The organism is Sulfurospirillum barnesii SES-3 (assembly GCF_000265295.1).
In the GTDB taxonomy this organism is placed as follows: Bacteria; Campylobacterota; Campylobacteria; order Campylobacterales; family Sulfurospirillaceae; genus Sulfurospirillum; species Sulfurospirillum barnesii.
In genome coordinates this window covers 2,179,737-2,203,971 of sequence record NC_018002.1, presented here as the reverse complement: position 1 = coordinate 2,203,971, position 24,235 = coordinate 2,179,737, and the positions used below count along the sequence as shown (strand labels likewise).

Annotated in this window: 24 protein-coding genes; 2 read left to right on the top strand and 22 right to left on the bottom strand. The window is 39.7% G+C overall.

Features of this window, described 5'->3' with window-relative positions:
• Positions 1–3: 3 nt before the first annotated feature.
• The 6 genes from SULBA_RS11080 to SULBA_RS11055 are packed head-to-tail and all read right to left on the bottom strand — an operon-like array spanning position 4 to position 4,617.
• Positions 4–537, bottom strand: coding sequence for a hypothetical protein (locus tag SULBA_RS11080; protein ID WP_014770381.1), 534 nt, complete (start codon positions 535–537; stop codon positions 4–6).
• Positions 537–1,226 carry an SDR family oxidoreductase gene (locus SULBA_RS11075; RefSeq protein WP_014770380.1) on the bottom strand — a complete coding sequence of 230 codons (690 nt, stop codon included), beginning with the start codon at positions 1,224–1,226 and terminating at the stop codon, positions 537–539. Before SULBA_RS11075 ends, SULBA_RS11080 begins: the two co-directional genes overlap by 1 nt.
• Positions 1,223–2,743 carry an HAL/PAL/TAL family ammonia-lyase gene (locus SULBA_RS11070; protein ID WP_014770379.1) on the bottom strand — a complete coding sequence of 507 codons (1,521 nt, stop codon included), beginning with the start codon at positions 2,741–2,743 and terminating at the stop codon, positions 1,223–1,225. The genes SULBA_RS11075 and SULBA_RS11070 overlap by 4 nt, the downstream gene beginning before the upstream one ends.
• On the bottom strand, positions 2,740–3,603 hold the full coding sequence (locus SULBA_RS11065; RefSeq protein ID WP_014770378.1) for a lysophospholipid acyltransferase family protein: 864 nt from the start codon (positions 3,601–3,603) through the stop codon (positions 2,740–2,742). The genes SULBA_RS11070 and SULBA_RS11065 overlap by 4 nt, the downstream gene beginning before the upstream one ends.
• The gene (locus SULBA_RS11060; protein WP_014770377.1) at positions 3,600–4,304 is read right to left on the bottom strand and encodes a glycosyltransferase family 2 protein; all 705 of its coding nucleotides are present in this window, start codon (positions 4,302–4,304) and stop codon (positions 3,600–3,602) included. Before SULBA_RS11060 ends, SULBA_RS11065 begins: the two co-directional genes overlap by 4 nt.
• Positions 4,291–4,617, bottom strand: coding sequence for an ApeI family dehydratase (locus SULBA_RS11055; protein ID WP_014770376.1), 327 nt, complete (start codon positions 4,615–4,617; stop codon positions 4,291–4,293). Before SULBA_RS11055 ends, SULBA_RS11060 begins: the two co-directional genes overlap by 14 nt.
• A gap of 56 nt (positions 4,618–4,673) precedes the next feature.
• Here SULBA_RS11055 and SULBA_RS11050 point away from each other — a divergent pair, with 56 nt between their 5' ends.
• Positions 4,674–5,744, top strand: coding sequence for a methyltransferase (locus SULBA_RS11050; protein WP_014770375.1), 1,071 nt, complete (start codon positions 4,674–4,676; stop codon positions 5,742–5,744).
• On the opposite strand, the gene SULBA_RS11045 is transcribed toward SULBA_RS11050, so the two are convergent.
• The 3 genes from SULBA_RS11045 to SULBA_RS11035 form a co-directional block, all read right to left on the bottom strand.
• On the bottom strand, positions 5,731–6,969 hold the full coding sequence (locus SULBA_RS11045) for an ArsS family sensor histidine kinase (RefSeq protein ID WP_014770374.1): 1,239 nt from the start codon (positions 6,967–6,969) through the stop codon (positions 5,731–5,733). The two genes, SULBA_RS11050 and SULBA_RS11045, sit on opposite strands and share 14 nt — an antisense overlap.
• Complete coding sequence (locus SULBA_RS11040) at positions 6,966–7,643, bottom strand: response regulator transcription factor (RefSeq protein ID WP_014770373.1); 678 nt, start codon at positions 7,641–7,643, stop codon at positions 6,966–6,968. The genes SULBA_RS11045 and SULBA_RS11040 overlap by 4 nt, the downstream gene beginning before the upstream one ends.
• Positions 7,644–7,775: 132 nt before the next feature.
• A complete protein-coding gene (locus SULBA_RS11035) occupies positions 7,776–8,495 on the bottom strand; it encodes a thioredoxin domain-containing protein (RefSeq protein WP_014770372.1) in 720 nt (239 codons plus the stop codon).
• Positions 8,496–8,589: 94 nt separating this feature from the next.
• Between SULBA_RS11035 and SULBA_RS11030 the strand changes: the two genes are divergently transcribed.
• Positions 8,590–8,796 (top strand): hypothetical protein, encoded by a 207-nt coding sequence (locus SULBA_RS11030; protein ID WP_014770371.1) that lies wholly within the window; start codon positions 8,590–8,592, stop codon positions 8,794–8,796.
• Positions 8,797–8,819: 23 nt separating this feature from the next.
• Here the strand turns inward: SULBA_RS11030 and SULBA_RS11025 are convergent, their stop codons facing one another.
• The 13 genes from SULBA_RS11025 to SULBA_RS10965 form a co-directional block, all read right to left on the bottom strand.
• The gene (locus SULBA_RS11025; RefSeq protein ID WP_014770370.1) at positions 8,820–9,482 is read right to left on the bottom strand and encodes a winged helix-turn-helix domain-containing protein; all 663 of its coding nucleotides are present in this window, start codon (positions 9,480–9,482) and stop codon (positions 8,820–8,822) included.
• Positions 9,483–9,675: 193 nt separating this feature from the next.
• The gene (locus SULBA_RS11020; protein ID WP_014770369.1) at positions 9,676–11,235 is read right to left on the bottom strand and encodes a flavocytochrome c; all 1,560 of its coding nucleotides are present in this window, start codon (positions 11,233–11,235) and stop codon (positions 9,676–9,678) included.
• Positions 11,236–11,366: 131 nt separating this feature from the next.
• On the bottom strand, positions 11,367–12,026 hold the full coding sequence (locus SULBA_RS11015; protein ID WP_014770368.1) for a response regulator transcription factor: 660 nt from the start codon (positions 12,024–12,026) through the stop codon (positions 11,367–11,369).
• A gap of 75 nt (positions 12,027–12,101) precedes the next feature.
• The gene (locus SULBA_RS11010; RefSeq protein ID WP_014770367.1) at positions 12,102–13,448 is read right to left on the bottom strand and encodes an OprD family outer membrane porin; all 1,347 of its coding nucleotides are present in this window, start codon (positions 13,446–13,448) and stop codon (positions 12,102–12,104) included.
• 98 nt (positions 13,449–13,546) lie between these two features.
• Positions 13,547–14,179, bottom strand: coding sequence for a cytochrome c3 family protein (locus tag SULBA_RS11005; RefSeq protein WP_014770366.1), 633 nt, complete (start codon positions 14,177–14,179; stop codon positions 13,547–13,549).
• Complete coding sequence (locus tag SULBA_RS11000) at positions 14,176–14,616, bottom strand: cytochrome c3 family protein (protein ID WP_014770365.1); 441 nt, start codon at positions 14,614–14,616, stop codon at positions 14,176–14,178. Before SULBA_RS11000 ends, SULBA_RS11005 begins: the two co-directional genes overlap by 4 nt.
• Positions 14,617–14,618: 2 nt before the next feature.
• Positions 14,619–16,184 (bottom strand): flavocytochrome c, encoded by a 1,566-nt coding sequence (locus tag SULBA_RS10995; protein WP_014770364.1) that lies wholly within the window; start codon positions 16,182–16,184, stop codon positions 14,619–14,621.
• Between the two features lie 261 nt (positions 16,185–16,445).
• Positions 16,446–17,360, bottom strand: a complete 915-nt coding sequence (locus SULBA_RS10990; protein WP_014770363.1) for a DUF234 domain-containing protein — start codon at positions 17,358–17,360, stop codon at positions 16,446–16,448.
• Positions 17,361–17,440: 80 nt separating this feature from the next.
• Complete coding sequence (selB, locus tag SULBA_RS10985; RefSeq protein WP_014770362.1) at positions 17,441–19,276, bottom strand: selenocysteine-specific translation elongation factor; 1,836 nt, start codon at positions 19,274–19,276, stop codon at positions 17,441–17,443.
• The gene (selA, locus tag SULBA_RS10980; protein WP_014770361.1) at positions 19,277–20,614 is read right to left on the bottom strand and encodes an L-seryl-tRNA(Sec) selenium transferase; all 1,338 of its coding nucleotides are present in this window, start codon (positions 20,612–20,614) and stop codon (positions 19,277–19,279) included.
• Positions 20,611–21,285 carry a response regulator transcription factor gene (locus tag SULBA_RS10975; RefSeq protein WP_014770360.1) on the bottom strand — a complete coding sequence of 225 codons (675 nt, stop codon included), beginning with the start codon at positions 21,283–21,285 and terminating at the stop codon, positions 20,611–20,613. Before SULBA_RS10975 ends, selA begins: the two co-directional genes overlap by 4 nt.
• Positions 21,272–22,924: a sensor histidine kinase gene (locus SULBA_RS10970; RefSeq protein ID WP_245391410.1), complete on the bottom strand. Its 1,653-nt coding sequence runs from the start codon at positions 22,922–22,924 to the stop codon at positions 21,272–21,274. Before SULBA_RS10970 ends, SULBA_RS10975 begins: the two co-directional genes overlap by 14 nt.
• On the bottom strand, positions 22,896–24,059 hold the full coding sequence (locus tag SULBA_RS10965; protein ID WP_014770358.1) for an ABC transporter substrate-binding protein: 1,164 nt from the start codon (positions 24,057–24,059) through the stop codon (positions 22,896–22,898). The genes SULBA_RS10970 and SULBA_RS10965 overlap by 29 nt, the downstream gene beginning before the upstream one ends.
• Positions 24,060–24,235: the final 176 nt, after the last annotated feature.

Genomic DNA, 24,235 nt, shown 5'->3' with positions numbered 1-24,235 from the left:
GCTTTAGTCTCGCCTTAAAAAGACAAAATGGCGGTGTAAAAATTGTACAACTCCCCCTAAAAGAAAGACCATATACCAACCAAACGAGGAGTAAATAATCCAATAACCGTCGTTTTTGAGCAATAAAATCGTTACATGTAAAAGGATGTTGACAAACGCTAAGCCAATCCAAAAGAGGGTTGAGCGGTTAATGTACGCCTCTTCTTTAGCACTTAAAGGGCGTCTGTGCAGTTTTTTTGCAAAGTAGACAATAATCGAGTCATTGTCAAAATAGCTGGCAATAAGGAAAAAGAGAAAGGCTAAAGAGATGAGCAGTGGAAGAAATTTGAGGACTAAAAAGTCATCCATGACAAACGTACCAATGGCAACTACGATATAAAAAAAGGGAAAAATAAGCGTTTTAAGGTTTCTCTTTTTTAGGAGCAACAGCCAAAGTACCCCCAAAGCCCAAAGTCCTAAAGCAACGGTTTTGACATTAAAATAGCCCAGTAAAATGACCACAATGGGAGCGTATAAAAACGAGAAAAGAATGTGCATTATCTCACCATCCCACCACTGATATTAATCACCTCGCCATTAATGTAAGTAGCTTTATCGCCCAAGAAAAAGATGACTTCAGCGACCTCTTCGGGTTTGCCTAAGCGTTTGCAGGGGATGATTTGGGTAATGGATTTATCCACATGTTCAATCATCTCCGATTCAATCACCCCAGGGGCTACCGCATTGACACGAATGTTGTAGCGTCCAACTTCAACACATAAGGCTTTAGTAAAGGCGTTAATGCCCCCTTTACTCGCAGAGTAGTTCACCTGTCCTCCATTGCCTACCACGCCTGAAATCGAAGAGACATTCACAATCGAGCCCTCTTTGGCTTTCATCATCTGCGGTAAAATCGCTTTGGTAACATAAAAGAGGCTGTTAAGATTGGCATTCATAACATCGCTCCATTCACTCTCTTCCATAAAGAAGAAGAGTTTGTCACGGGTAATGCCTGCGTTATTGACTAAGACATTTACATGTAAAGATTCAAAAGCTATTTTGACTGCTTCTTGATTGGTTAAATCGCATTGGATGATTTCGCCCTGCTCAATGCTCTCAAGCAGGCGTTGCGCCTTCTCTTTTTGGGTATGGTAGTGAATGTAGACAAAGTAGCCCTCTTGTGCAAAATAACGTACAATGGCTTCACCAATGCACCCAGTCGCTCCTGTGACTAAGACTTTTTTCATGCAAAAACCCCTCGATGAAGCTTTTTTTGAACCTGCGCAATGTCCACATCCATACGTCTATCTTCCATCAAAGCAGGTATTTTTTTACGAAGGGTGGTGTAGCTTTTCAGTAAGAAAGGGGAAACATTGTGTGTACCTCGAATGTCTATGGCTTGTGCAAGTCCAATGAAAGCGATGCTCAGCATTAATTCCAAAGGCTCCATCATCTTTTTAAAATCGAGTGCGGCAGTGGTTCCCATGCTCACTTTATCTTGATTAAGCGATTCGGTAGGGCGTGAATGGATGGATGCTGCGGTGGTATTTTTAATGACATCAGCACTGAGAGAACTGAGCGTAATTTGCATGGCTTTAAAACCATGAAAATAAGGCTCTTTTGAGAGTTTAAGGTTTTCGCCAATGCCTCGATTGAACTTGTGGTCAACCAAAAGGGCAAACTCTTTATCCAAAAGGTCGGCAAGATTGGCGGCACAAATTTTCAGTGTGTCCATTGCATGGGCGACGTAGCCACCGTAAAAATTGCCTGAGGTGTAAATTTTTTCATTGACACCATCAATGAGCGGATTGTCATTAACGGAGTTAATCTCCTCTTCCACCCATTTTTTAGAAATGGCTAAATTGTCACGAATAACCCCTAAGACTTGAGGTGCGCAACGCATGGAGTAGGTATCTTGAATGTTAAGGTCATTGTCCTCAAAAAATTTGTCGTACCTATCATCCCGCCCATGAGTCAGTTTTGAGCCTTCAATTTTAGCTTGAATGTTAGCAGCACTTTGGATTTGTCCGTTAAAAGGTTTAGCTTCATGCACAAAGGCATCCAGTGGGGTGGTGTCGCCCAGTAAAACTTCAAACATGCCCGCCACAAAAGACTCCATGCTTGAGAGGATGACCTCAAAACGCTCCAGCGCACACAGCGCAATCGCACTCATAATGGTCGTACCATTCATAATGGCGAGGGCTTCTTTGGGCTTAAAAACATAAGGGGTAATGCCTAGCTTTTCATACACCTCTTTTGTGCTTTGAATTTTTCCCTCAAACCATACCTCTCTCTCGCCTGCAATCACTGCGGCAATGTAGGAAAGTGGTGTTAAATCACCACTTGCCCCCACCGAACCTAACGAGGGAATCACAGGAATAATCTCTTTTTCCAGTAAAAGCTCCAAACGCTCTAAAAGGGCATAGGAGATACCTGATTTGCCTTTTGCAAGGGAGATAAGACGGCAGATAAGGGCGTAACGAGAAGCTTGTATACTCAGCGATGCGCCTACGCCACAGCCGTGAAAACGGTAGAGGTTTTGTTGGAGTATTTCACTTTGTTCATAGGTGAGGTAGTTTTTACCACTTGCCCCATACCCTGTGGTCACACCGTAAATGGGTTTGCCTTTTTTAATTTCATTCATTAAAAAGGTATGTCCTAACATAAACGCCTCTTGAAAAGCAGGCTCTTTTGAAATGCAAATCTGTGTCGCTTTTGTAATCTCGTCTAGTGAAATATAGCGGTTGTCTAGGGTTAGTTTCATGTTCTCTTCTCTTTCCAAAAATGATAAAAATTAAACCATTGCTTAGGGTAGCGCTTCACTACATCTGCTAAAAAATCAGCGTAGTGTTGCATAGTGGTTTCAATTTCTTCGGTTTGATGATGGGTTTTATTCATGGTTAAATCAATAGATTCAATGCGATAGGTTCGAGGTTTTTCGTAAATAACCACCATCGCAATTAAAGGCTTTTGTGTTTTGTAGGCAATGGCAAAAGGATTTTGATTAAAAAGGGCAGGTTTGCCAAAAAAGAGGAGCTCTTTGGCATGTTTAGGCTCTGTGGCACGGTCTGCCATCATGGCGATGGCTTCGTCGCGCAGTAGTGCGGAGGCAATTTCAAGGGAGACACTCGAAGCCCCCTTAGAGAGGTCAATGATGTGTAAATTACTGTTTTTGGTCTCTAAGGATTCTTCAATCGCTTTAATCTCTTCTAAAAGGGCTTCTTGCATAATGACATTCATTTTAAAGCCACTAAAACAGTTCCCAGCAGCCGCCCAGCCCCCAAAATGTGATAAAAGTAAAATGGAGCCTTGTTGAACATTGCCTAAAAGAAGCTCAGGATTGTCCATAACAAATGTGTAACTTTGTGGCGCTACTTTGGAGATAAAGCGGTCACACATGGTAATGGCAAAGTGGCGTAAATGCTCAAAATAGTTCCACAGTGTAAAAGGCTCCCCAATCTGTGCGTAGTACTCTTTGAGGGCTTCTTTGACGTTGTGTGCAACTAAAAAATAAAAAAAAGTGACAGGATACATAAGGTAATAAATAAAGGTGTAGCCTAAGGTTTTATAGAGATTAAAAACGAGCCGAATGCTCCAGCCACTCCCTCTTTGTTTCGTACTCATCGGTATCTTTTTTTCAAATAAAACTTGCGAGGCAAGAGTTTGACATGCACCATAACAATGGCAGCGGTGTCCCAAAATTTTTTAAAGTGGCTCACACGCTCTTCAGGTTTAGGGTAGTAACACTCCACTACCACTTCTTTAATGAGCCGTTTTTTCCATGCGTGTTTGACCAACACTTCCATCTCCCAATCAAAGCGTTTGGTCTCAATGACCAAATCTAAAATGGACGTCGGGTAGAGACGAAAACCTGAGAGTGAATCGGTAATGTGCTGCTCCGTGTCCCAACATGCCCAAAAATTACTAAACCATCTGCCAAATTTTGAGCCATTGGGCACATGGTTAATTTCAAAATTGCGTGCCCCGATGATAATCTGATGCTCACCATCGCAGGCTTCTATGATTTTGGCAATTTCACCCGCTAAATGTTGCCCATCGCCATCAAGGCTAATGAAATACTCAAAGCCTTTTTGTTGTGCCTCTTTTGCCCCTGTAATAATGGCGGCTCCTTTGCCCTGATTGGTTTCATGGCGTAAGAGAGTGAGCCTCTCATGGGGCGTGAGCAGTGACGCCACAGGTGTGTTTGAACCGTCATCGACAATAATGAGTTCATACCCATGAGAGAGGACATCTTGGGCTACGTTTTGGATGGTTAATGGGTTGTTGTAGGTGGGCACAACAACAATAATATCACTCTGTTTCATAGATAAGTTCAGCCACTTTCTCGTTGGAATTTTTGACGGTTATTTTGACCTTTTTTTCGTTACATGTAACATCAAAAAAGAGGGTTGTTTTAGGCAAAATAGGTTTTAGAAACTTTGCTTTTTGAATACGTTTAATCTTTACATGTAAAAGCTGTGCACTCATATCGAGTAAGACAAATCCAGGCAATAAAGGGTTGTTTGGAAAGTGTGCTTGAAAAATGGGATGATGCGCATCGCTCAAGGTAACACTTAGCTGGTGTGGCTCGAGTGTTATGGGCGTATAAAGATTGGTTAAAATCGTATTATCCTTCACGTTAGTTTCAACATAAGATGGTATATTATAAAAAGATAGCTAAATAAAGGCAAAAAATGAATCGTTTTTTTGAAGAGAATGACACCTGCTCCGCTTTGGAAGCACAGTATAACGCCCAGCGCATCGCTTTTGCACCCATTATTTTCCAAACTGCTCGTTCCATGAGAGATTTGGGTGTTTTAAGAGCACTTTATGAGCATAAAGAGGGAATGAGCCTTGAAGCACTGGTAGAGGAGACGGGATTGAGCCTTTATGGACTCATCACGCTTTTAGAAACAGCGCTCAGTGCGGATATTGTGAAACAAAAAGAAGCACTTTATTTCATCACAAAAACGGGTTATTTTTTACTCAATGACCCTATGACCATTGCCAATATGAATTACAACCATCATGTGAATTATCAAGGGCTTTTTTGGTTGGATAAAGCGATTGTGAGTGGTAAACCTGAGGGCTTAAAAGTGTTTGGTTCATGGGAGAGTATTTACCCAGCCCTTAGCTCTTTACCAGAGGAGGCACAGCAGAGTTGGTTTAGATTTGATCACTTTTACTCCGATAGCGCTTTTGCTGAAGCGGTGCAAAAACTCTTAGTCCTTAAGCCCAAACGCATTTTGGATGTGGGTGGCAATACGGGTAAGTTTTCGATGCTCGTAGCCAAAAGCGATACACAATTACATATAAGCATTATGGATTTGCCTGAACAGCTCGCATTGGCAAAAGAGAACATCCAAAAAGAGGGTTTAGATAAGCAGATTTCCCTGCTTCCTGCTAATGTTCTTTCCCCAGAACATCTCTTCCCCAAAGGGTTTGATATTATCTGGATGAGTCAGTTTTTAGACTGCTTTAGCGAAGAGATGATTGTAATGATTTTGAGCAAAGCCAAAGAGGCAATGGATGAGCATACACGGCTTTGCATTATGGAGCCGTTTTGGGATAGACAGCGTTTTGAAACCTCTGCGTATTGCATTATCAATACATCGCCTTATTTTACCGCTATGGCAAATGGTTACAGTAAGATGTACCACTCTAAAGATTTCATTGCCTTAATTGAACGCGCAGGGCTTATAATAGAAGCCATTGACGACCATTTAGGGGTGTGCCAAAGCCTGTTGTATCTTAAACGCTCTTAAGCACAATGCGAAAATGGTTAATGCCCTTTTTGTGGGTGTATTCTAATTTCATCCCATGCAAACGAATGACATGCCATGTAATAAAAAGACCAAAGCCTAAGCCTCGGGAGCTTTTTTGTTTTTTACCCTCTAAAAAATAAGGCTCAGCGTAGCGCTCAAGAGAGAATTCTAGTTCTGGGGCATGATTGGAAATGGTGATGGTATTTAGGGTGTTTTCAAGATAAACCTTACCATCACTGGCGTAGTTAATGCCATTATCAAGCAGGTTTTTTAAAGCAACCCCAAAGAGTTCAAAATCAACCGAAATTTCAATGGGCGAGAGGTTACATGTAATGTGCTCTTTCTTATCTTCTAATATATCCAAAGCAAAGTCCACCACATCTTCAATATGATAACTCTTGATGTCGAGTTTTAATTCATCAGCACTCAGTTTTTCAATGCGTGAAAACTCTTCTAAAAGGGCTTCTTGACGCTTAAACACATTTTGCAAAATCTTCGCATAGGTGGCATCTTCTATCATTTCAGAGGCAAGTTTCCCTTTGGTGATAGGCGTTTTTAACTCGTGCATAATGTTGCGTAAAAAGAGTTGCCTTGAATCTCTGAGTGATTTGATTTTAGAAACGGCAGCGTCAAATTCATTGGCAAGAGCGGCAATTTCATCTTTTTTACTGCTTTTACATGTAATGTCATAATGCCCGTTGGCAAAGTGTTTAATTTGTTCGCGCAAGGTCTTAAGAGGTAGGATGCTACGCAAAATACCAATGTAGAGAAAAATAACAAAAGCAACAATGAGGAGTGGAAAAAAAAGGCGTGGGAAAAGCTCTTTTTCATAGGGTAATTGCACCACCAGTGGGGGATTTTCTTTGTTGTGTAAAATAGCATACATATGGATACCATAGGGTAATATTTCCATACGAAAGCGCATTTTCTCTTCCATTTGGCGCATAGGAATAGGACGTGGGTGTTGGGGAAGTTCTAAAAGCGATTGAATGAGTTTACTATCATGCACGATAACAAAGCCCAACTCTTCAAGCTTACTTAGATCGAGTTGACGTGTTTGGGGAACAAAAGCAGAACGAATGGCAATGTGTGCGTAATCACTCATTTGTCGAATAGTCTCTTCTCTCTCATGCAAAAAAAGAGAGACAAAAATAGCGCCAATACCAAAAAGTGCCAGCGCAAAAATCAGTGATATACGGGTAATAATCGAATGGTACCACTTCATGCTTGAAGCCTATAGCCTATGCCTCGTACAGAGTGAATCAGTTTTGGCTCTTTGGAGCTTTCTCCGAGTTTGGTGCGAATACGGCTAATCAGTACATCCAAACTTCTGCTCTCATTCTCCTCGTTAAGGCTTAAGGCACTGCCTAAGAGTTCAGCTCTGGAGACCACACAGTTGTTCTTTTTAATGAGATGGGCTAAAACATCAAATTCTGCTGGGGTGAGGGTGAGGGGTGTGCCTTGAAAAAAAATGGTATGGCTCTCTTCTTTAAGGATGAGAGTCATGGGTACGTCTTCTTGTGGATAGGTACTTTTTTTATAACGCCTTAGCACACTCATAATGCGAGCATAAAGCTCTTTGGGCTCATAAGGCTTTGGTAGATAATCATCCGCACCTAATTCTAGTCCAATAATTTTATCTTCCAAATCACTGCGAGCTGAGGAGATAATAATAGGAATATCGTTTTTTAAACGCACTTCTTTGCAGATTTCAAGCCCGTCCATGCCAGGTAAGGAGAGATCAAGAATCAGCAGGTCATATTTTTTGAGACTTAAGGCACTAATGCCAAGATAGGGGTCTTCGTAGTTGGTAACGGTGATGTTGTAGCGTTTGAGAAAATGGGTTAAAATTTCAGCCAATTCGCTGTCATCTTCGATCATTAAAAGATTGGGTTGCATAGCACACATCCTTTAGGTTTCTTTCTAAAATCATACGCTGTTTGTTTGAATGGTTTGTTAATCGTAGGAATGTCCACTAAAAGGCATGTGAGGCGAACATAGACGCTTACAAAAGCGTCTATGTGAAAGATATTATTTTAAAAGCTCTTTTTCACGCACCATAAAAGGAACCCCTTTAATGCCTGCGCCAAAATATTTTTGTTTGAGTGTTTCAATGCGTCCAACTTCTTCATCACTGATTTTTTGCTCATAACTGACGGTTTCGTCAAAGTATTTTTTCAAAATAGCAATTTTCTCTGCATCATTTTTTGCTTTAGCACTCTCTTTGTAAACCAAAACTGATTTTTCTAAAGAAGTACGTGCATGTACAGGTGTAAAAATCAGCTTAATGTTATTGGTCGTAAGTCTTTGCTCAATTTGTGCTAATTCTTGTCTGCAATAAGGACATTCTGGGTCGGTAAAGACAACTAAAGTCTCTTTTTTAGGATCATTACCTAATGAGACGATGTTCTTTTTATCTTCTTTTTTGTAAAGCGCTGAGAGATTTTTTTGAAGATCTGCCATCTCCATCATCTCTTTAATGCTTCCGCCTTGTTTAATACTAATGACATCAGGGAAGATGAGGTCATCTTTGGTAAAAATACTCAATTTTTGAGAACGCGCGCCATCGCTTAAGTTAAGCGTTACAAAATCCATACCTTCGATATTATCGACTTTTTTACGAGAGATAACTTCGATGGTGATATTGGGAACTTGAATTGTCGATTTGAAGTGTTCAACAATTTGTGCGTCTGTTGCTGCAAAAAGTGTGCTAGAAAGCAGTGCAACAAACCATAAAATCTGTTTTTTCATTCATTTTCCTTATAATTTTACAGAAATAATCTGCATGAAATGAGAGGTATTGTACAATAAAAAAGGTAATAAATTGTTAATCCAAAGGATTATAATGCAAGAGAATATCGATAAACAGGGGCTTATAAAGGAAATTGAAGGGCTCATAGAATCTGACCCAAATGCACCAATTTCTTCTTTTTCTATGTTGGATTTTTTAGAGATAGATGAGCTGTGTTCTATCAAAGCAACTCTGCTGAAATCCAAAGCAAACCGTTCCGTAGAAAATGAAAAATGGTTTGATGCGTTGTGTAAAAAGTAATGTCTAGGCTTTACATGTAAAGCTTAGGCGATAGGATGCGTCATAATCTTATACCCTTCCCCCTTAATGGTTTCAATGAGATGAAGAGGCATCTTTGCACGCAATTGTCTGACTAAAGAGCGCATTCGCTCTTCACTGACAATTTCGTCATGATAGACGTACGAAGCAATTTCATTAAATGAGACAATACTGGGTGATTTTAAGAAAAGGTGTTTGAGTAAGAGTGCTTCTTTTTTTCCGAGCATTATTTCGTCATTGTAGTGGATAAATTTTGAATTTTGAAAGTCAAAATAGATCTCTTTGGTGACGAAAAAAATACTATCATTCCAGACATTGCAGAGTTTATAAATACTAAATGTAATCTCTTCAGGTAAAAAATCTTTAACTAAAACGCAGTCATAGCCCAAATAATAAAGGGGTTTAAATAAGGAGGGGTCTGGGTCTTTTTCTAAAATCAGAAGCACAGGTGCAGTACTTTCATTTTCTCTGATATATTTTATCGTGCTTGGGTTGAGCGGGTCTTTTAGGTTCAGTACGAAAAGAGCGTACGCATTTAAGGAGCTTTCTTGCAATAATTCTGATTCATGACTCAATTGCTTAACGTCTACTTTTAAGCGTAACGTATTTAAATAACTTGCTATACGTGTCGCTAAGAGTTTATCTGGCTCAAGAAGAACTATTTTCAAAATCTGTCCTTTAGGTCATTTTTGACGTTTTATTGTGGTATTAATTCTATCTATAATTTACTTATTATCTTGTTTTTTTTAATCTATTGACATAGAAGGTTGTAGCCTTGTAACACTATGGAAGATAAAAAATGAAGCAGAACGGATAGGGACGTAAAAACAGGGATTAGAAACTGTTTTTACGTCTTTTTATTTAGATAGTTTCTCCAGCAATTAAGCCAAAGGTTAAACAATCCGTAACAGCAACCGTACCCAAACGGCTAGCACCGTGTGTTCCTCCCGTTACTTCGCCTGCGGCAAATAGACCTGGAATTGGTTTGTTGGTATTAGCAGAAATAACACGTGCACTGGTATCAATTTTTAAACCACCCATAGTATGGTGAGGTTTTGGCATCAAACGAATGGCATAAAAAGGCCCTTTCATATCAATAGGAGCCGCTTTTAAATCTTTTAGGGTTTGTTTTTTAAACTCATCCTCTTTACCTGCAAGAGCGTCTTCATTGTATTTTTTAACCGTTGCTTTGAGCGCATCGGCTGGAATTTTATAATTGGCTGCTAGTGCATCAAGGGTATCAAATTTTTTCATAACACCTGTTTGAATTCCTTTTTCAACTTGAGGATAGATTTGCTCACCAAAGGTATTATAGGTACCAAAGCTTACAGGGAACATTTTTGGAGCTTCTCTTAAGATAACATACTCAGCATCCGCTCTGGTTTTTCTATCTGCCATTTCATTCATAAATCGTTTGCCGTTTCTAACATCTACAGCGATTCCATGAACAAAGAGACCTTGTTGGGTTAGAAGGGGTGCTACACCAAAGCCCCTCTCATCTGGGCTTGCCCATGGTCCTTGTTGAATCCAGTCAATATGCACAGGCATAGCACCGATTTGAAAGGCTTTGAGCATTGCACCTGCGGTTGCGCCATCGTGGTTGGTTGCATCTTGGTCTTCTGCAATTCTAGGGTCTTGCATTTTTCTATAGATTTTGTCCATTGCAAAACCACCAGAGGCTAAAATAACACCTTTTTTAGCACGGTACACTTTTTTCTCACCGCTTTTATTCTCAACATCATCGCTTACAAGGTTTTTATCGAAGCGATAATTAATACGTGCGGTGACACCTAAAACCGATGTGCCATCGCTACTCATAACAAAATCATCCATTTTAGCACGGGTGAGAATCTTGCACCCTGGAAGTTTTTCAACAAAGGCTGCCATAGGTTGAATAATGCCTGAACCACTCATGTTTTCAGTGACTAAGGTACGAGGGGCAGAGTGTCCGCCAAACCATGCAGGTTTGACATCTTGAAATTTTGCACCGCATTTTAGAGCAAATTCTAAAGCGTCATTAGAGCGTTTAACAATGGTTTGAAGCATCTCAACGTGGTTAATACCCAAACCTGCTTTTAAACAATCGGCAATAAATTTCTCACCCGAATCTTCAATGCCATATTTTTTTTGCCATGTACTGTTGGGAACGGCCATACCACCACCATTAATGACGGAGTTGCCACCTACACGTCCCATTTTTTCTAAAATCAAAACTTTATAGCCTCTCTCCGCCGCTTTAGCCGCAGCTGCAAGACCTGAAAAGCCTGTACCAATAACGATAACATCGTATTCTTCATCAAATTTTACTTCTTTTTCTGTGGGTGCTGCTGCCATCGCTTGACTTGCGCTGAGCATGGCACCTGTAACTCCTAGTGCTCCTAGTTTTAGAGCATTACGTCTTGACATTGTCTCTTGACTCATTTAAAACTCCTTTTTCAGTGTTTTGATTGTTGACACTTGAATTATAGTAATTAACTGTAATATATAATGTAAGATTTTTTTTAAAGCAATATTTAAAAAATGTGTTTAAAAAAATGCTTTTTAGTTTTACTTTAGCTTGAGACAATCATCTGATACCCTTTGCCATTAATGGTTTTAATGCATTTGAGGGGGAGTTTGTCTCTAAGCTGTTTAATGAGTGCTCGAATGCGCTCTTGTGTGATGACTTCATTGTGATAGACAAAGGCGTTTATTTCATCCCATGTAACGATATGAGGTGATTTTAAAAAGAGGCATTTAAGCAATAAGGATTCTTTCCGCCCTAACAATATAGGTTCTTCTTTGGTAATAAACATTCCTTGTTTAAAATCAAAATACATGCCATTACGTAGAAAAAAAACATCGTTATTCCAAATATCGCAGAGTTTATAAATACGAAAGACCATCTCTTCAACAGGAAATGGTTTAAGGATGACATCGTTGTAGCCAAGATAATAAAGGGTTTTAAGCATCATGGCATCTTCCATGGGCTCTACAATCAGTAAAATGGGAGCGTAGCCTCCGTTGTCTCGAATAAAATCTATCGTACGTGCGTCAGTGGGATTTTTGAGGTTGAGGACAAATAAGGCGTATTCATCCAAAGAAGTGGCTTCATCAAACAGTGCTTGTTTATCGTAGGCTTTTTTTATGGTGATGTGTAAGCGGCAGTTGTTAAGGCAGATGTCTATTTCTTCTTGGAGGACTCTATCATGTTCAAGAATAAAAATTTTCATACGCAGAACATCCCTTTGAGATAATTTTTTTACATGTAAGGCTTTAAAGCATTACATGTAAAAAAACAATAGGCCTTACACACAAGGTGCAAAGCCTATCAGCGCATAAAAATCAGAAGTTGTATTTAAGGTAAAAACGTCCATAAAGGAAATATCACCAGAAACATGATCATACGTACCATAACCTGCCCATAGACGTGTTGAGAAACCTTTAAGTGCACCACTGAAAGCGTACTTGATGTCGATGTTAATTTCATCGGCACCATCAAGGTTCATGCCAGCGTTAGCAATACCTTTAGTACTTTGGTCATAATGTGCGTATTTTAAACCTGTGCTAAGACCAGGGACTCCAAAACCATAAATGGCTTCAACGGAGTACGCATCCACACCTGCAAAAATAGCATTGTTGGTAAGCATATCGGTATAAGCAATGGTATCTGGAACGTGACCTAAGGTGCCTGGAAAGTTTGCTTCTTCATCCATAGTGGTGTAGGCAACATTGAGTTTTACACCTGAAATTTCAGTACTTGCTTTAAACCCGTAGAGTCGTGCATCATCACCACCCACTTGACTAGTAGGACCAGGAGTAGAATAAACACGGCTATCATAATCAGCACCCGCATAGGTTATTGCTAATGAAAGAGGGAAGCTAATAGGTAGTTTGTATTCTGCTTGTAAGTAGTATTGGTCATATCCTCCCGCACCTACAAATACAGGGGCATCGTAAAAGCGTGCATTTTCATTGGTTGTCATGTACTGACCGTCAACTGTTAAGCCTTGAATGCTTTTATTGACAAAGAAAAGTGAATAGATACCTTTTTTCAAGTGCATATCTTTTTGGGTTGCTGTGTTTCGTGCATCACTGCCATAACGCATTTGCCAATCTTGAATGTACATGAGTTTAACCATGGTATCTGGAATTTCATTGATGGTTAACACGGCTGCATCAAACGAGTCTTCCAAAGCAAAGGCAGAACTGGTCATGATAAGGGGTGTTTTAATTTTTTGGCGACCAATCATAATGTTTGATTTTGAGTAGGTGTACTGAATGTACGCTTCTGAAAGAAGGGTTGTACTGACGGAGTTACGCTCATCATCTTCGCTAGCAGGTTGTCCGCCAGGTGTTCCATCATAATCTTTTTTGTGAAAACCTAAATCATGAGCCGATTGAAATGCCATACCCAGTTTAAAGCCATACAAGCTATCGGTGACGTATTTAAGTTCAGCTGCGACGGAACCAACATTGACATTATTCACAGGGGCGGTTTGTGTCGTAGCATCCGTTTCTGAGCCTGCAGTGTAAACAAAACGTAACTCACCTGTGACTTTACCGTTTTTAAACGCATCAGCAAGTGTGTCTGCTGCATACGCCATGGTGCTAAGACTCATAAGCGCTGCAAGGGATAATTTAACGAGTTTCATATTTCTTCCTTTATGTTAAGGTTTTTTCGCCAAGAAAATCAATCAACCTTGCCCATCGTATTATAAACAATGACCATACAATGAGCAATGGTTTAGCCTTATTTCAACTTTTCAATCAGGGTTTTTTCTATCTCTTCTTTTTTCTTATCGAATTTGCCATTGTAAAATTCATACTCTGGTTTGTAATAGTTAAGATAGCTTTTTAGACCATGGTGACCCACTTCAACGTGGCATGAAGCACATCCAATTTTGTTCTCAGTGTCTTTAAGGCTATCGTAATGCGCATGCATTTTAATCCCTTTTTCACTGATATTTGGATTGGTTTGATAATTGGTATGACAACTAATGCATCCCGCATCCACTACAAAATGGTCACGTTTTGCACGGTTTGCATGCCAATCAATGGCATCAGGATTGCCAAAAAAGTGAATCGCGCCCTCAACCACACCGTTTCTAGCTTTGGTATAGATATAATTTAAAACATTGTCATGTGGTAAGTGACAGGTAACACATGCCACCTTCATACCGCTTTTACCAGCACCACCGTGTACATCGGTATGATACGCTGCAACCATAGGTGCCATTTCATGACAAACGATACAAAATTTATCGTCACTGGTTCGATGTAGTCCCTCGTACATTGCAAGAGAGAACAGAAGACCAATGAACACACCCGCTGCGCCAAAGAGAAAAAGTTTGCTCTTGATAAACAAAAGAATTTTTTTCATCATGGTGTCTCCCTCATCCATAGCTTCACATCATTGCTGTGACAGCTTAAACACATATTGTCTGACTTTTGGTGTTCAAAGTGACACTCATCACAATAAAGTTTTGGACCATCGTGAATGGAATTGTGCGGATTGACGTGTAATGTATCCATAAATTTAAGTCGCTCTGCCAAATACTGTTTTGATTTATGACAGGAGAGACACCCCTCATCCCCAATCAATTTAAAATTCTCAGGGTTGTCGCCTTGATTCTCATGACAATCTGTACACTTGAGTGACAGTTTTGCATGGTGTGCTTTTATAGGGAACTTTTCTTTCATTTCAGCACTTATTGGTATCTCTTTTGCAGGAGACGGAGTTGCCGCCTCACTGCCTATAAGAGACATAGCGCTTAGAAGAAGAAAAACTCCTATAGAAAAAAGAGTTTTTTTGCTACGCATGATTAGATACTTTCTCCTGCTACCATACCAAATACAAGACAATCTGCAATCGCACAACTGCCTAAACGACTTGCACCGTGTGTTCCACCTGTGACCTCTCCTGCTGCATAAAGGCCTGGGATTGGTTTGTTTGTGTTCCCTGAGATAACTTGTGCTTTGGTATTGATTTTTAGACCACCCATTGTATGGTGAGGTTTTGGAACGGTACGAATCGCATAAAATGGTCCTTTCATCTCAATCGCCTCTTTGCCTACAACATCTTTAAGGGATTGTTTTTTGAATTCATCTTCAACGCCATTTTTTGCATCTTCGTTGTATTTTTTAATGGTTGCTTTAAGGGCATCGGCAGGGATTTTGTAGTTCGCTGCTAATGCATCAAGGGTGTCAAATTTTTTCATAACGCCAGATGCAAGACCTTTTTCAACCGCTGCATAAATTTGCTCATCAAAGGTGTTATACGTACCAATGGCTACAGGGAATGCTTTTGGATCTTGGTGTAAGATGACATATTGAGCATCTGCTCTGGTTTTACGATCAGCCATTTCATTCATAAAGCGCTTACCGTTTCTTACATCTACGCAAACACCTTTAACAAAGAGACCTTGTTGTGTAAGAAGAGGTGCTACACCAAAACCTTTCTCATCTGGGCTTGCCCATGGTCCTTGTTGAATCCAGTCAATATGCACAGGCATTGCACCAATTTGGAAGGCTTTAAGAAGTGCACCTGCGGTTGCGCCATCATGGTTGGTTGCATCTTGATCAGGAACAATACGTGGGTCTTGAAGTTGTCTATAAACTTTATCCATAGAAAAACCACCACTTGCTAAAATAACACCTTTTTTCGCTTTATAGACTTTTTTCTCACCTGATTTGTTTTCAACATCATCGCTTAAGAGTTTGTTATCAAAGCGGTAGTTTGTTCTAGCCGTAACACCCACAACACTTGTACCATCAGCACTCATTACAAAATCATCAAATTTTGTACGTGTCATTAATTTACAACCAGGCAATTTCTCAACAAAAGCAGCCATAGGTTGGATAATCGCAGAACCACTCATGTTTGATGTAACAATGGTTCTATTAACTGAGTGACCACCAAACCATGTGGGTTTTTTACCCAATTGGTATGTTGCACCACATTTAATGGTAAAATCTAAAGTCTCTTGTGCACGTTTACCAATGACTTCTAGCATCTCAACGTGGTTAATACCAAGACCCGCTTTTAGAGCATCTTTGATAAACAATTCTGATGAATCTTGAATACCAAATGCTGCTTGATCTTTGTTATTTGGAACGGCAAATGCACCACCGTTAATAACAGAGTTTCCACCCACACGACCCATTTTTTCTAAAATTAAAACTTTTAAGCCTCTCTCTGCCGCTTTTGCTGCAGCTGCCAATCCTGCAAAACCTGTACCAATAACGATTACATCGTATTCTTCGTCAAATTTTACTTCTTTTTCAGTTGGGGCCGCTGCCATTGCGCTCGTTGCACTTAGCATCGCACCTGTTACGCCTAAAGCACCTAGTTTTAGAGCATTACGTCTTGACATCATCTCTTTACTCATGGAAAATCTCCTCTATTTGAAGTTCTTTTTTTATTTCAAGCTTAATTTTAACAACTAGATGTGATATTTAATGTGAGATATGTAAAAAAAGTTTTTTTAGAGGAGAATATGTTACTTATTATACATTATCACCGATTTTAAGAGAAAAAAAGTGTTTAGAAGTCCTAAAAATGGAAGAAGAGGTTTTTACATGTAAAACCTCTTGAAAAAAAAAGTTATATTTTTTATAAAAGATTATAAATCAAAAAAAGGTAGAAGTGTTTAGTATTTTTTCCCCACACACGAGAGAATCTCTTTATCATGGATGGATTCAACAAGGGGTTTGAGGCTTTTACATGTAAAGAGTTTGAGTGTTTCATTTTTAAGGGCTTTGAGTTCGGCACTAAAACCACTTTTGCTAAAGATCACCAGCATATCAGGCTCGAACTCTGCTAACGCACATTTTTCTCTTAGGCTTGAGAGTTCGGATTTTTTCACTTTGGTATTGGTGTATTTGCAACTACCTGCGATGAGTTTGCCTGATTTTGTTTTGGCTAAAATATCAATTTCACAGTTTTTATCCCAATAGCTTCCAACTTCTACAATACTATCTTCGATAAAACTTTGTTGTAAAAAAGCCTGAGAGAGTTGTATAAAAATAAGGCTACTAAAAGCGTGCTGATGGTTTTCAAATGCTTTTTTTACTTCACTAAAATCATTCTCTTTAATACTCTTATAGTAAGGCGAAACAAAAGCAAACCAAAAACGCATAAAAGGAGCGTTGAAGTTGAGTTTATCGGAGTTGTCATCCTCTTCTCTTAAGGGTCTCTCTAGGGAATACTCACGCTCTACCAGACCACTACGTAAAAGTGTATGAAGCGCTTCATTGCCCTCTTCACGGCTTAGTCGAGCACGTTTAAACGAAGAAAATATCCGTCTATCGCCCGTGGCACAAGCGCTTAAAATGGCATGGACGTGTTTGTTGCTGTGGGTGAGTTTGGTGATGTCTACGTGAATGTAAGGGTAATTTTTTAAAATTTTATGCTCAATGAGTTTGAGTAGGGGTTGCGTGGTATCAATACTCCAGTGAGTACCTCCAAAAACGCTAAAGTATTCGATGGCACGCTCAAGGTCCATCAGAGCATTTTGGCGGTAAAAAGAGCGAAATTGTGCTAAAAGTGTAGGGTGGTGTGACATAAAAAGCCTTTGATGATTTTATGCCATTATACACGAATTTCATCAGCGAGAAAAAAGAGGTTAATGCAGCGGGCACTAACCTAGAGAAGAACACGACGGTTTCCCTCTTTTTTCACATCGTCAAAATTATCGAGGTAATCAAGGTAGGCGACTAAGTATTTTCGGCTCATATCGAAGTGTTCTTTAAAATTTTTAATCTCAATGCCGTTTTCTTTGCGCATAATCTCGCGTACATGAGCCATCATCGCACTGAGCGCTGTTGTTGTCACAAAAAGATTGTGTTCTAGGCGTACCACTTTTTTAGCACGGGTGAGGCTTTTAAGTGCATCATCGCCCATTTTACGGTCAATGTCTAAATCATCGTAGATATTATAAGGCGCATCTGGCGTAAATTCACCTTGTTGTAAAATGCCATAAATCCTCTCTTCAATGAGTGTTTCAAGGTTGTCAATGTCAATATGTGCATTTTTATAGACACCGTTTAAAAAGCTGAGCATTCCCTCAGTACTGAGTTTTTTAAGCACATGTTCAATAAAGAGCGCACTTGCCCATTTGAGTTTGAGGGAGAGAGACGTAGCAGAGAGTAGGGCATAGCTGTTTTTTGCATAAATTCCTCGAATAATGGTTTCTAATTCGTGTTCTACCTCAAGAGGGTAAAGCACTAAGCCTTTTTCATCGACAAAAACATGCTCCATCTCCCGTGCAATAGCAATGGCCTCATCATGGTTGAGTCCAAAGCGTTGGTTGGAGGAGATAAGCCCAAATCCGTGTTTGTGCATACCGACTAAAATAGTAAAGGCTCTTTGATACGCTTTGGTATCAAGGGCTTTGAGTAGCTCGAGTTTGAGTCTCTTTTTCATGGGGTCGTTGATGGGGTTTAGTACACGTCCACCTCCAATGGTTCGACCACGTGCACAAAGAATAAAGGGCTCATCGTGCACTAAAAAGAGGGTTTGTTTAAATTGCAATTTGGCATAGCCAGAGGGAGCCGATTCTTCGGTTTCGTAAAAAAGAATACGTGCTTCCACCTGTTTGGTTCCCACATACACAATAACAGTGCTGTTGTGTTTGAGGCTGTGCCCACCAATGCTCTCTAGCCAGACGTCGGCACTATCAAAACCTCGTATGTAGCCTTTTTTACATAAGAGTGCCCCTTTTTCAAAAGAGGTTTTTTGAGCACTTTGAAGGTTGATGGCAGTACGCTGGGACGCATAAGCAGATTCTACATCGTGGTCGTGTACTTGAAGGTTACGAATAAGGAACTCTTTTTCAAGTTCTGGGGCGTAAATTTTCTCACCCACTTTAATGCTTCCATCGAGCACGGTTCCTGTTACCACCGTTCCTGCCCCTGCAATCGAGAAGCTTCTGTCTACATAGTAGCGAAAGAGTCCATTGCTTTTTTTAGGGATAATGGGGAGGGCGAAAAGGGCATTTTTAAGTTTTAAAATAGAATTTGGCTCATAAATACTCACAGGAATAATCTCCACTAAGTGAAGGTTTTTGAGGGTTTTAAAATGCTCAATGATTTCAAATTTACGCTCTTCTATGACCGCATCGCTGGCAAGGTCTTTTTTGGTGAGTGCGATGATAATATTTGTTACATGTAAAAGATTTAAAATCTCTAAATGCTCTTTACTTTGGGGCATAAGACCCTCGTTGGCATCAACCACCACCAAGCTGGCATCAAAACCAAAAGCCCCTGCAATCATGTTTTTTAAAAGCTTTTCGTGTCCTGGAACATCAATGAAAGCGACGTTTTTTGCTTCGTTTTGCATGGAAGAAAAGCTTAGATTGATAGTAATGCCTCGGCGTTTTTCCTCTTCTAAGCTATCGCCCTCAAAGCCTGTAAGTGCAGTGATGAGTGCGGTTTTTCCATGGTCAACATGACCTGCGGTTCCTACAATACTATACTCCATTTAATGTCCTATAATCTGTTTAATGATGGCAATCACATGCGATTCATTCTGTGGAAGAATGGTGCGAAAATCGAGTAAAAATTTATCCTCTTCAATGCGCCCAATGACCAATTTTTCACGAAATTTTTTCTCCAAAAGGGTCGCTTTTCCTTTTACATGTAAGGCAATGGTAGGAAACTTGCGATTAGGAAGTGTTCCGCCTCCCATATAGGTGTCACTGTGCACGATTTCACAGCTATTTTCGCCAACCGCCTCTTTTACATGTAAGGCTCTTTGGCTGAGCTCTTCAACACTGCGAAAGAGTAGCCACAAGGTAGGAATACTCTCCCACTCCTCTTTGAGGTAGGCTTTAATGCTCTCTTCTAAAAGGCAGAGCGTTATTTTATCGACTCGAAGCATGCGTAAGAGTTGGTTTTGTTTGAGTTTTTCAATCAAATCCGCACGCCCTGCAATAATGCCTGCTTGCACACTGCCAAAGAGTTTATCGCCACTAAAACTAATGAGGGAGGGATTACATGTAAGAATTTCGCCTAAGGAGTGCTCACGGACTCCTAGATTGTAAGGGAGTTTTGGAAGATAGCCACTGCCAAGGTCATAGTAGTCTAAGAGGGCGTGTTGGCTTGCAAGCGCTTTAATCTCCTCATACGCAACCGCTTCACTAAACCCCTCAATGGAGAAGTTGGACTGGTGCACTTTCATAAGCATCACCGTGTTTTCATTAATAGCGTTTTCATAATCACGTTTTTTTGTTTTATTGGTTGCTCCCACTTCGCACAAAAGCGCACCGCTGTGTTTCATCACTTCAGGAATACGAAAACTCCCTCCAATTTCGACCAATTCACCTCGTGAGACGACGACTTCTTTTTGTTTGGCAAAGGTGTTTAAAATGAGAAAAACAGCCGATGCGTTGTTGTTGACCACCAGCACATCTTCTACGCCCAAAAGTGTTTTAAGGTGTACGCTTACATGCTCATAGCGTTCGCCTCGACACCCCTCTTCAAGATTGTACTCAAGGTTTGAGTAGTTGCAAATGACCGCACTGGCACGTTCAAGCAAGGTTTTAGAAATAAGGCTTCTGCCCATATTGGTGTGCAAAATAACGCCTGTGGCATTGATAAGCGGTTTAAGCGAAGGCTCAAAAAGCGCATCGTAGGCTGTTTTGATCTCCTCCATCAACGCCGTTTCATCAAAGTGTTCAATTTCTTTGTTTAAGAGTGCCTCGCGCAAGGCTTCAATATGCGTGCGTGCTAGCTTCATGACTAACGCAGGATTGCACCCCTCAAAGCGTGGATGGCTGAGGCATTTATCAATTTTAGGTAGCATTCTTAGGGTCTTCATATATCTCCTGGTAAGGGAAGGTTTGTTTCATTAAAGTGGTATTTTTTGTTTTGAATCTTCGTCAAAATACCTTGATCGCCTAGTTGTTTAAAGAGTTTAATCACGGTGGGTTTACTGACATCAACTTGTTCCATGATTTCGCTGTACGAGTAATTGAGCATATTTTCATGGTCAAGATTTTTAATGATAAAACGAATAATTTCCACCTGCTTGCTATCGGTCACAGCGGAGATGGTTTTGATGATGTTATAGGAGCGCTCAATCTCTTTGGCTTGAATTTTAGGAAGCAGAACATCGTGCAGAGAGTTTAAAAGCTCTTTGATGTTCACAGGTTTAATGAGGTAGTTATCCACACGTAATTTAATCGCATCAAGCAAGTACTCGGTGTCACTAAAGGCAGTGGTGACAATGGAGGGAATTTCTAACTCTAATTCTTGTTTGAGCTTACGTAAAAAATCCAGCCCATTGCTGTGACGCAAATGAATATCCGCAATAATCACATCCACTCTTTCATTTTTAATCACCTCTAAGGCCTCATCAATGCTCGATACAGGATAGATGATTTTGACAAAATCTTCCAAAATGGAGGTGGTATGTTTACGCAAATCCGCCTCATCTTCAATGTAAAGGACGCTAAAGCTTCCTAGCAATTCAAAATTACGCTTGTTCATGGTTATCCTCATAGGTAGAGTCATTTTTTTTAGGGATGGTAATAGTAAACATTGCACACGTCCACAGTTTTTTTGTTCCCAATTTATGGCGAATATTTTTACATGTAATTTCGCCGTTCATATGTTTTTCAACCATCTGTTTTGACATAAACAGTCCAATGCCTGTGCCAACACTTTTGTGTTTGGTTGTAAAGTAAGGATCAAAGACTTTAGGAATAATATCACTTTTTATGCCTCCTCCGTTGTCAATGACATTGACATAAATCGCATCTTGACTCTCTCTGGCAATAATATGAATAATTTTCATCTCCAATTCCGTTTTGGTTGCGAGGACATCTTTGGAATTTCCAATGAGGTTTAAAAGGACATGAATCAGCTCATTTTTAAAGGCAAAAAAGCGTAAATCTTCTTTAATGAAAAATTGTAAGTGAATCTCTTCACGTTCTAATTGATACTTTGAGAGTTCAATGGATTTTTGAACCACGTCTTTTAGAGAGCACTCTTTTTTACTTTTGTTGGGATTAAAAAAGGTACGAAAATCCTCTAGGGTATCGGACATGTTTTGTGCGAGCATTTGCGCATCTGCCACACGGCTAGTTACAAACTCTTCGCTCAGTTTTTTGGCTAAAAATTTACTCTCAAAACTTTGAATAATCATCATCAAAGAGCCAAGCGGCTGCCTCCATTGATGGGCTATGTTTTGAAGCATCTCTCCTAGACTTGCAAGACGGGCTTGTTGAAACATAATGTTGTCTTTTTTACGGCTGTTTTCCACCTCTTTTTTAATACGCTGTTCTAGTGAGTCATTGAGCATGCGTAGCTCTTTGGTTTTAAGGGAGATATTCTCTTGTAAGTAGTGGTTGAGATTTTCAAAATGTTTGATAATAATAAAAAGGACCATAGAGATGAAAAAGAAGATGAGCCCAATAAGAAAAATAAGCATAAACGTACTGGTTTGAAAGAGCCTATCGTTAATTTGCTTTTCTGTGATGGATTGTTTTAAATGTGTCGTAATCAGGCTTGAGAGGTAGATATTGACCGAGTTGGTCTCTAGCATAATCTCATCAATAATCCACATCTCTTTTTCAAGGGTTTTGTGGTGAAGAAAATCAAGCATGGTATTCATCTTGCGATCGAGGTCGTACATTTTACTGTTGATTTTTTCAATGATTCCTTGCTGAAAGAGCGTTTTTTCAGGCAGTGTAGGGCCTACAATAAAAAAACTTAACCAGCGGCTTGCAAAATAGGGCAATCCTCCAATATGATGACTGATAGAGTATTGGTAGCGTTCCCACTGTTTATGGGTAATGTGTTGTGCGAGTTGAATCACTTCTATCGCATCTTCATGGCTTATTTGATGTTCTTGTATATCCCGTAAGGTTTCGTTGATGTTGACACGGTATGTATCTTTAATCTCTTCTAAATCCACTTGCGGCTGGGTGTGCTTTTGAAAAAGGGTCTCATAGTCGTATTTGAGAGCAAAAATAGAGACAAACATTAAAAAGCCAATGGTCATAATACCGCTTAAGATAATGACAATAAGAATTTTCGTTTTGTTAGAAAATTTAATCGTTTCTAATTTATGGTTAATCAGCGTAATAAGGTTCATGTTAGTATTCATACTTCTGGATAGTTTCAAATTTTCCTTGCACATACTGTGAAAGGTAGACTTGATTGAGCATTTGCGAATTACGATAGGCAAGGGGAATGCTATCTAAGGTGTTGCCATTAAGATTTTTTAGGTGAAACAAAAATTTGTCACGGGTAATGGAGCCATGAATATTTTGCAAAGCATGCACCACCGTTTTTGCGGCAAGGTAACTCTCAAACGACACCAACGAGGGTTTGGCATGGGGATAATAAAAGGCTAAAAGCTTACGGTATTCACCACTCTCTTTGGAATAAAAATCATCACACGCAGGAATAATTTGCGAAAAAAGAATATTCTCCCCATTGTCTTTTAGTTCATGCATCAGCGCATTAGCATTCACAAAGGAGATAGGAGCAAAGAGCGGTTGATACGAAAAAGAGCTTTTGACTTTTTCAATGAAACGTGCGGTAGGTTTGTACGCACCTACTAAAATAATCACTTCAGGTTTTGTGGTTTCAATTTCATGGACAGCGTGGCGGATGGAGAGGGTGTTGCGTTTGTACGTTCCCTCAGAGCTGAGCTGAAGGTTACGTTTGGCAAGGGCTTGTGCTAGTGCCACATATCCTTCTTCACCGTAATCATCGTTTTGATAAAAAATAGCAAATTTTGTAATCTTTTTTTGTACATGTAAATACTCCACCAAAGCGTCCATCTCTTGTGCGTAGGAGCTTCGAAAATTCACAATATTTTCATGCTCACTCGAGCGCAAAAAAGAAGCCCCTGTATAAGGCGCAATAAAAGGAATTTGTGTGTATGCAATCAGAGGCATAATTTTTTTAACGGTGGGTGTTCCAACAAAACCAAAAAGAGCAAAGGCTTCATCTTTTTGAATCAGTTTGAGTGTATTTTGCAGGGTATTTTCAGGTTCATATTTGTCATCGTATTGGATGAGTTGAATTTTTTTATTTTGAACGCCACCTCTGGCATTAATATGGCTAAAATAGGTATTTGCCCCGATAACAATATCGCTCCCAAGGTCAGAATTGATACCACTTAAGGGCAAAGATGTTCCCAGTACAATGGTGTTTTTTTCATTTTTTTGCGAGATGTATGCAAAGACAGCACCGCAGATAAGAAAAAAAAGTAGGGTAAGGCTCAGAATCAGAAAATTTTTATTGACCAAAATAGACGACCTTGTTGAGAAGAAATAGGCTTCATTATAGCGGAAGAAGATTAACGAAAGCTAAGGCAATAAAAGCTTCGAAACTCGTTATATTTTTATAATATATAACGAGTTTTTTTGTATTATTAAGAACTGTTTAATCCAAATCATTTTACAATTCGGTAAACTATATTTTA

Bases quoted from the DNA above. Each gene is read 5' to 3' on its own strand.
- selB (WP_014770362.1), bottom strand. From the start codon at position 19,276: ATGGAGTATAGTATTGTAGGAACCGCAGGTCATGTTGACCATGGAAAA.
- SULBA_RS11010 (WP_014770367.1), bottom strand. From the start codon at position 13,448: ATGAAACTCGTTAAATTATCCCTTGCAGCGCTTATGAGTCTTAGCACC.
- SULBA_RS11020 (WP_014770369.1), bottom strand. From the start codon at position 11,235: ATGAGTCAAGAGACAATGTCAAGACGTAATGCTCTAAAACTAGGAGCA.
- SULBA_RS11030 (WP_014770371.1), top strand. From the start codon at position 8,590: ATGCAAGAGAATATCGATAAACAGGGGCTTATAAAGGAAATTGAAGGG.
- SULBA_RS11000 (WP_014770365.1), bottom strand. From the start codon at position 14,616: ATGCGTAGCAAAAAAACTCTTTTTTCTATAGGAGTTTTTCTTCTTCTA.
- SULBA_RS10975 (WP_014770360.1), bottom strand. From the start codon at position 21,285: ATGAACAAGCGTAATTTTGAATTGCTAGGAAGCTTTAGCGTCCTTTAC.
- SULBA_RS11045 (WP_014770374.1), bottom strand. From the start codon at position 6,969: ATGAAGTGGTACCATTCGATTATTACCCGTATATCACTGATTTTTGCG.
- SULBA_RS11050 (WP_014770375.1), top strand. From the start codon at position 4,674: ATGAATCGTTTTTTTGAAGAGAATGACACCTGCTCCGCTTTGGAAGCA.
- SULBA_RS11005 (WP_014770366.1), bottom strand. From the start codon at position 14,179: ATGATGAAAAAAATTCTTTTGTTTATCAAGAGCAAACTTTTTCTCTTT.
- SULBA_RS11040 (WP_014770373.1), bottom strand. From the start codon at position 7,643: ATGCAACCCAATCTTTTAATGATCGAAGATGACAGCGAATTGGCTGAA.
- SULBA_RS10990 (WP_014770363.1), bottom strand. From the start codon at position 17,360: ATGTCACACCACCCTACACTTTTAGCACAATTTCGCTCTTTTTACCGC.
- SULBA_RS11070 (WP_014770379.1), bottom strand. From the start codon at position 2,743: ATGAAACTAACCCTAGACAACCGCTATATTTCACTAGACGAGATTACA.
- SULBA_RS11075 (WP_014770380.1), bottom strand. From the start codon at position 1,226: ATGAAAAAAGTCTTAGTCACAGGAGCGACTGGGTGCATTGGTGAAGCC.
- SULBA_RS11060 (WP_014770377.1), bottom strand. From the start codon at position 4,304: ATGAAACAGAGTGATATTATTGTTGTTGTGCCCACCTACAACAACCCA.
- SULBA_RS11065 (WP_014770378.1), bottom strand. From the start codon at position 3,603: ATGAGTACGAAACAAAGAGGGAGTGGCTGGAGCATTCGGCTCGTTTTT.
- SULBA_RS11080 (WP_014770381.1), bottom strand. From the start codon at position 537: ATGCACATTCTTTTCTCGTTTTTATACGCTCCCATTGTGGTCATTTTA.
- selA (WP_014770361.1), bottom strand. From the start codon at position 20,614: ATGAAGACCCTAAGAATGCTACCTAAAATTGATAAATGCCTCAGCCAT.
- SULBA_RS11015 (WP_014770368.1), bottom strand. From the start codon at position 12,026: ATGAAAATTTTTATTCTTGAACATGATAGAGTCCTCCAAGAAGAAATA.
- SULBA_RS10995 (WP_014770364.1), bottom strand. From the start codon at position 16,184: ATGAGTAAAGAGATGATGTCAAGACGTAATGCTCTAAAACTAGGTGCT.
- SULBA_RS11035 (WP_014770372.1), bottom strand. From the start codon at position 8,495: ATGAAAAAACAGATTTTATGGTTTGTTGCACTGCTTTCTAGCACACTT.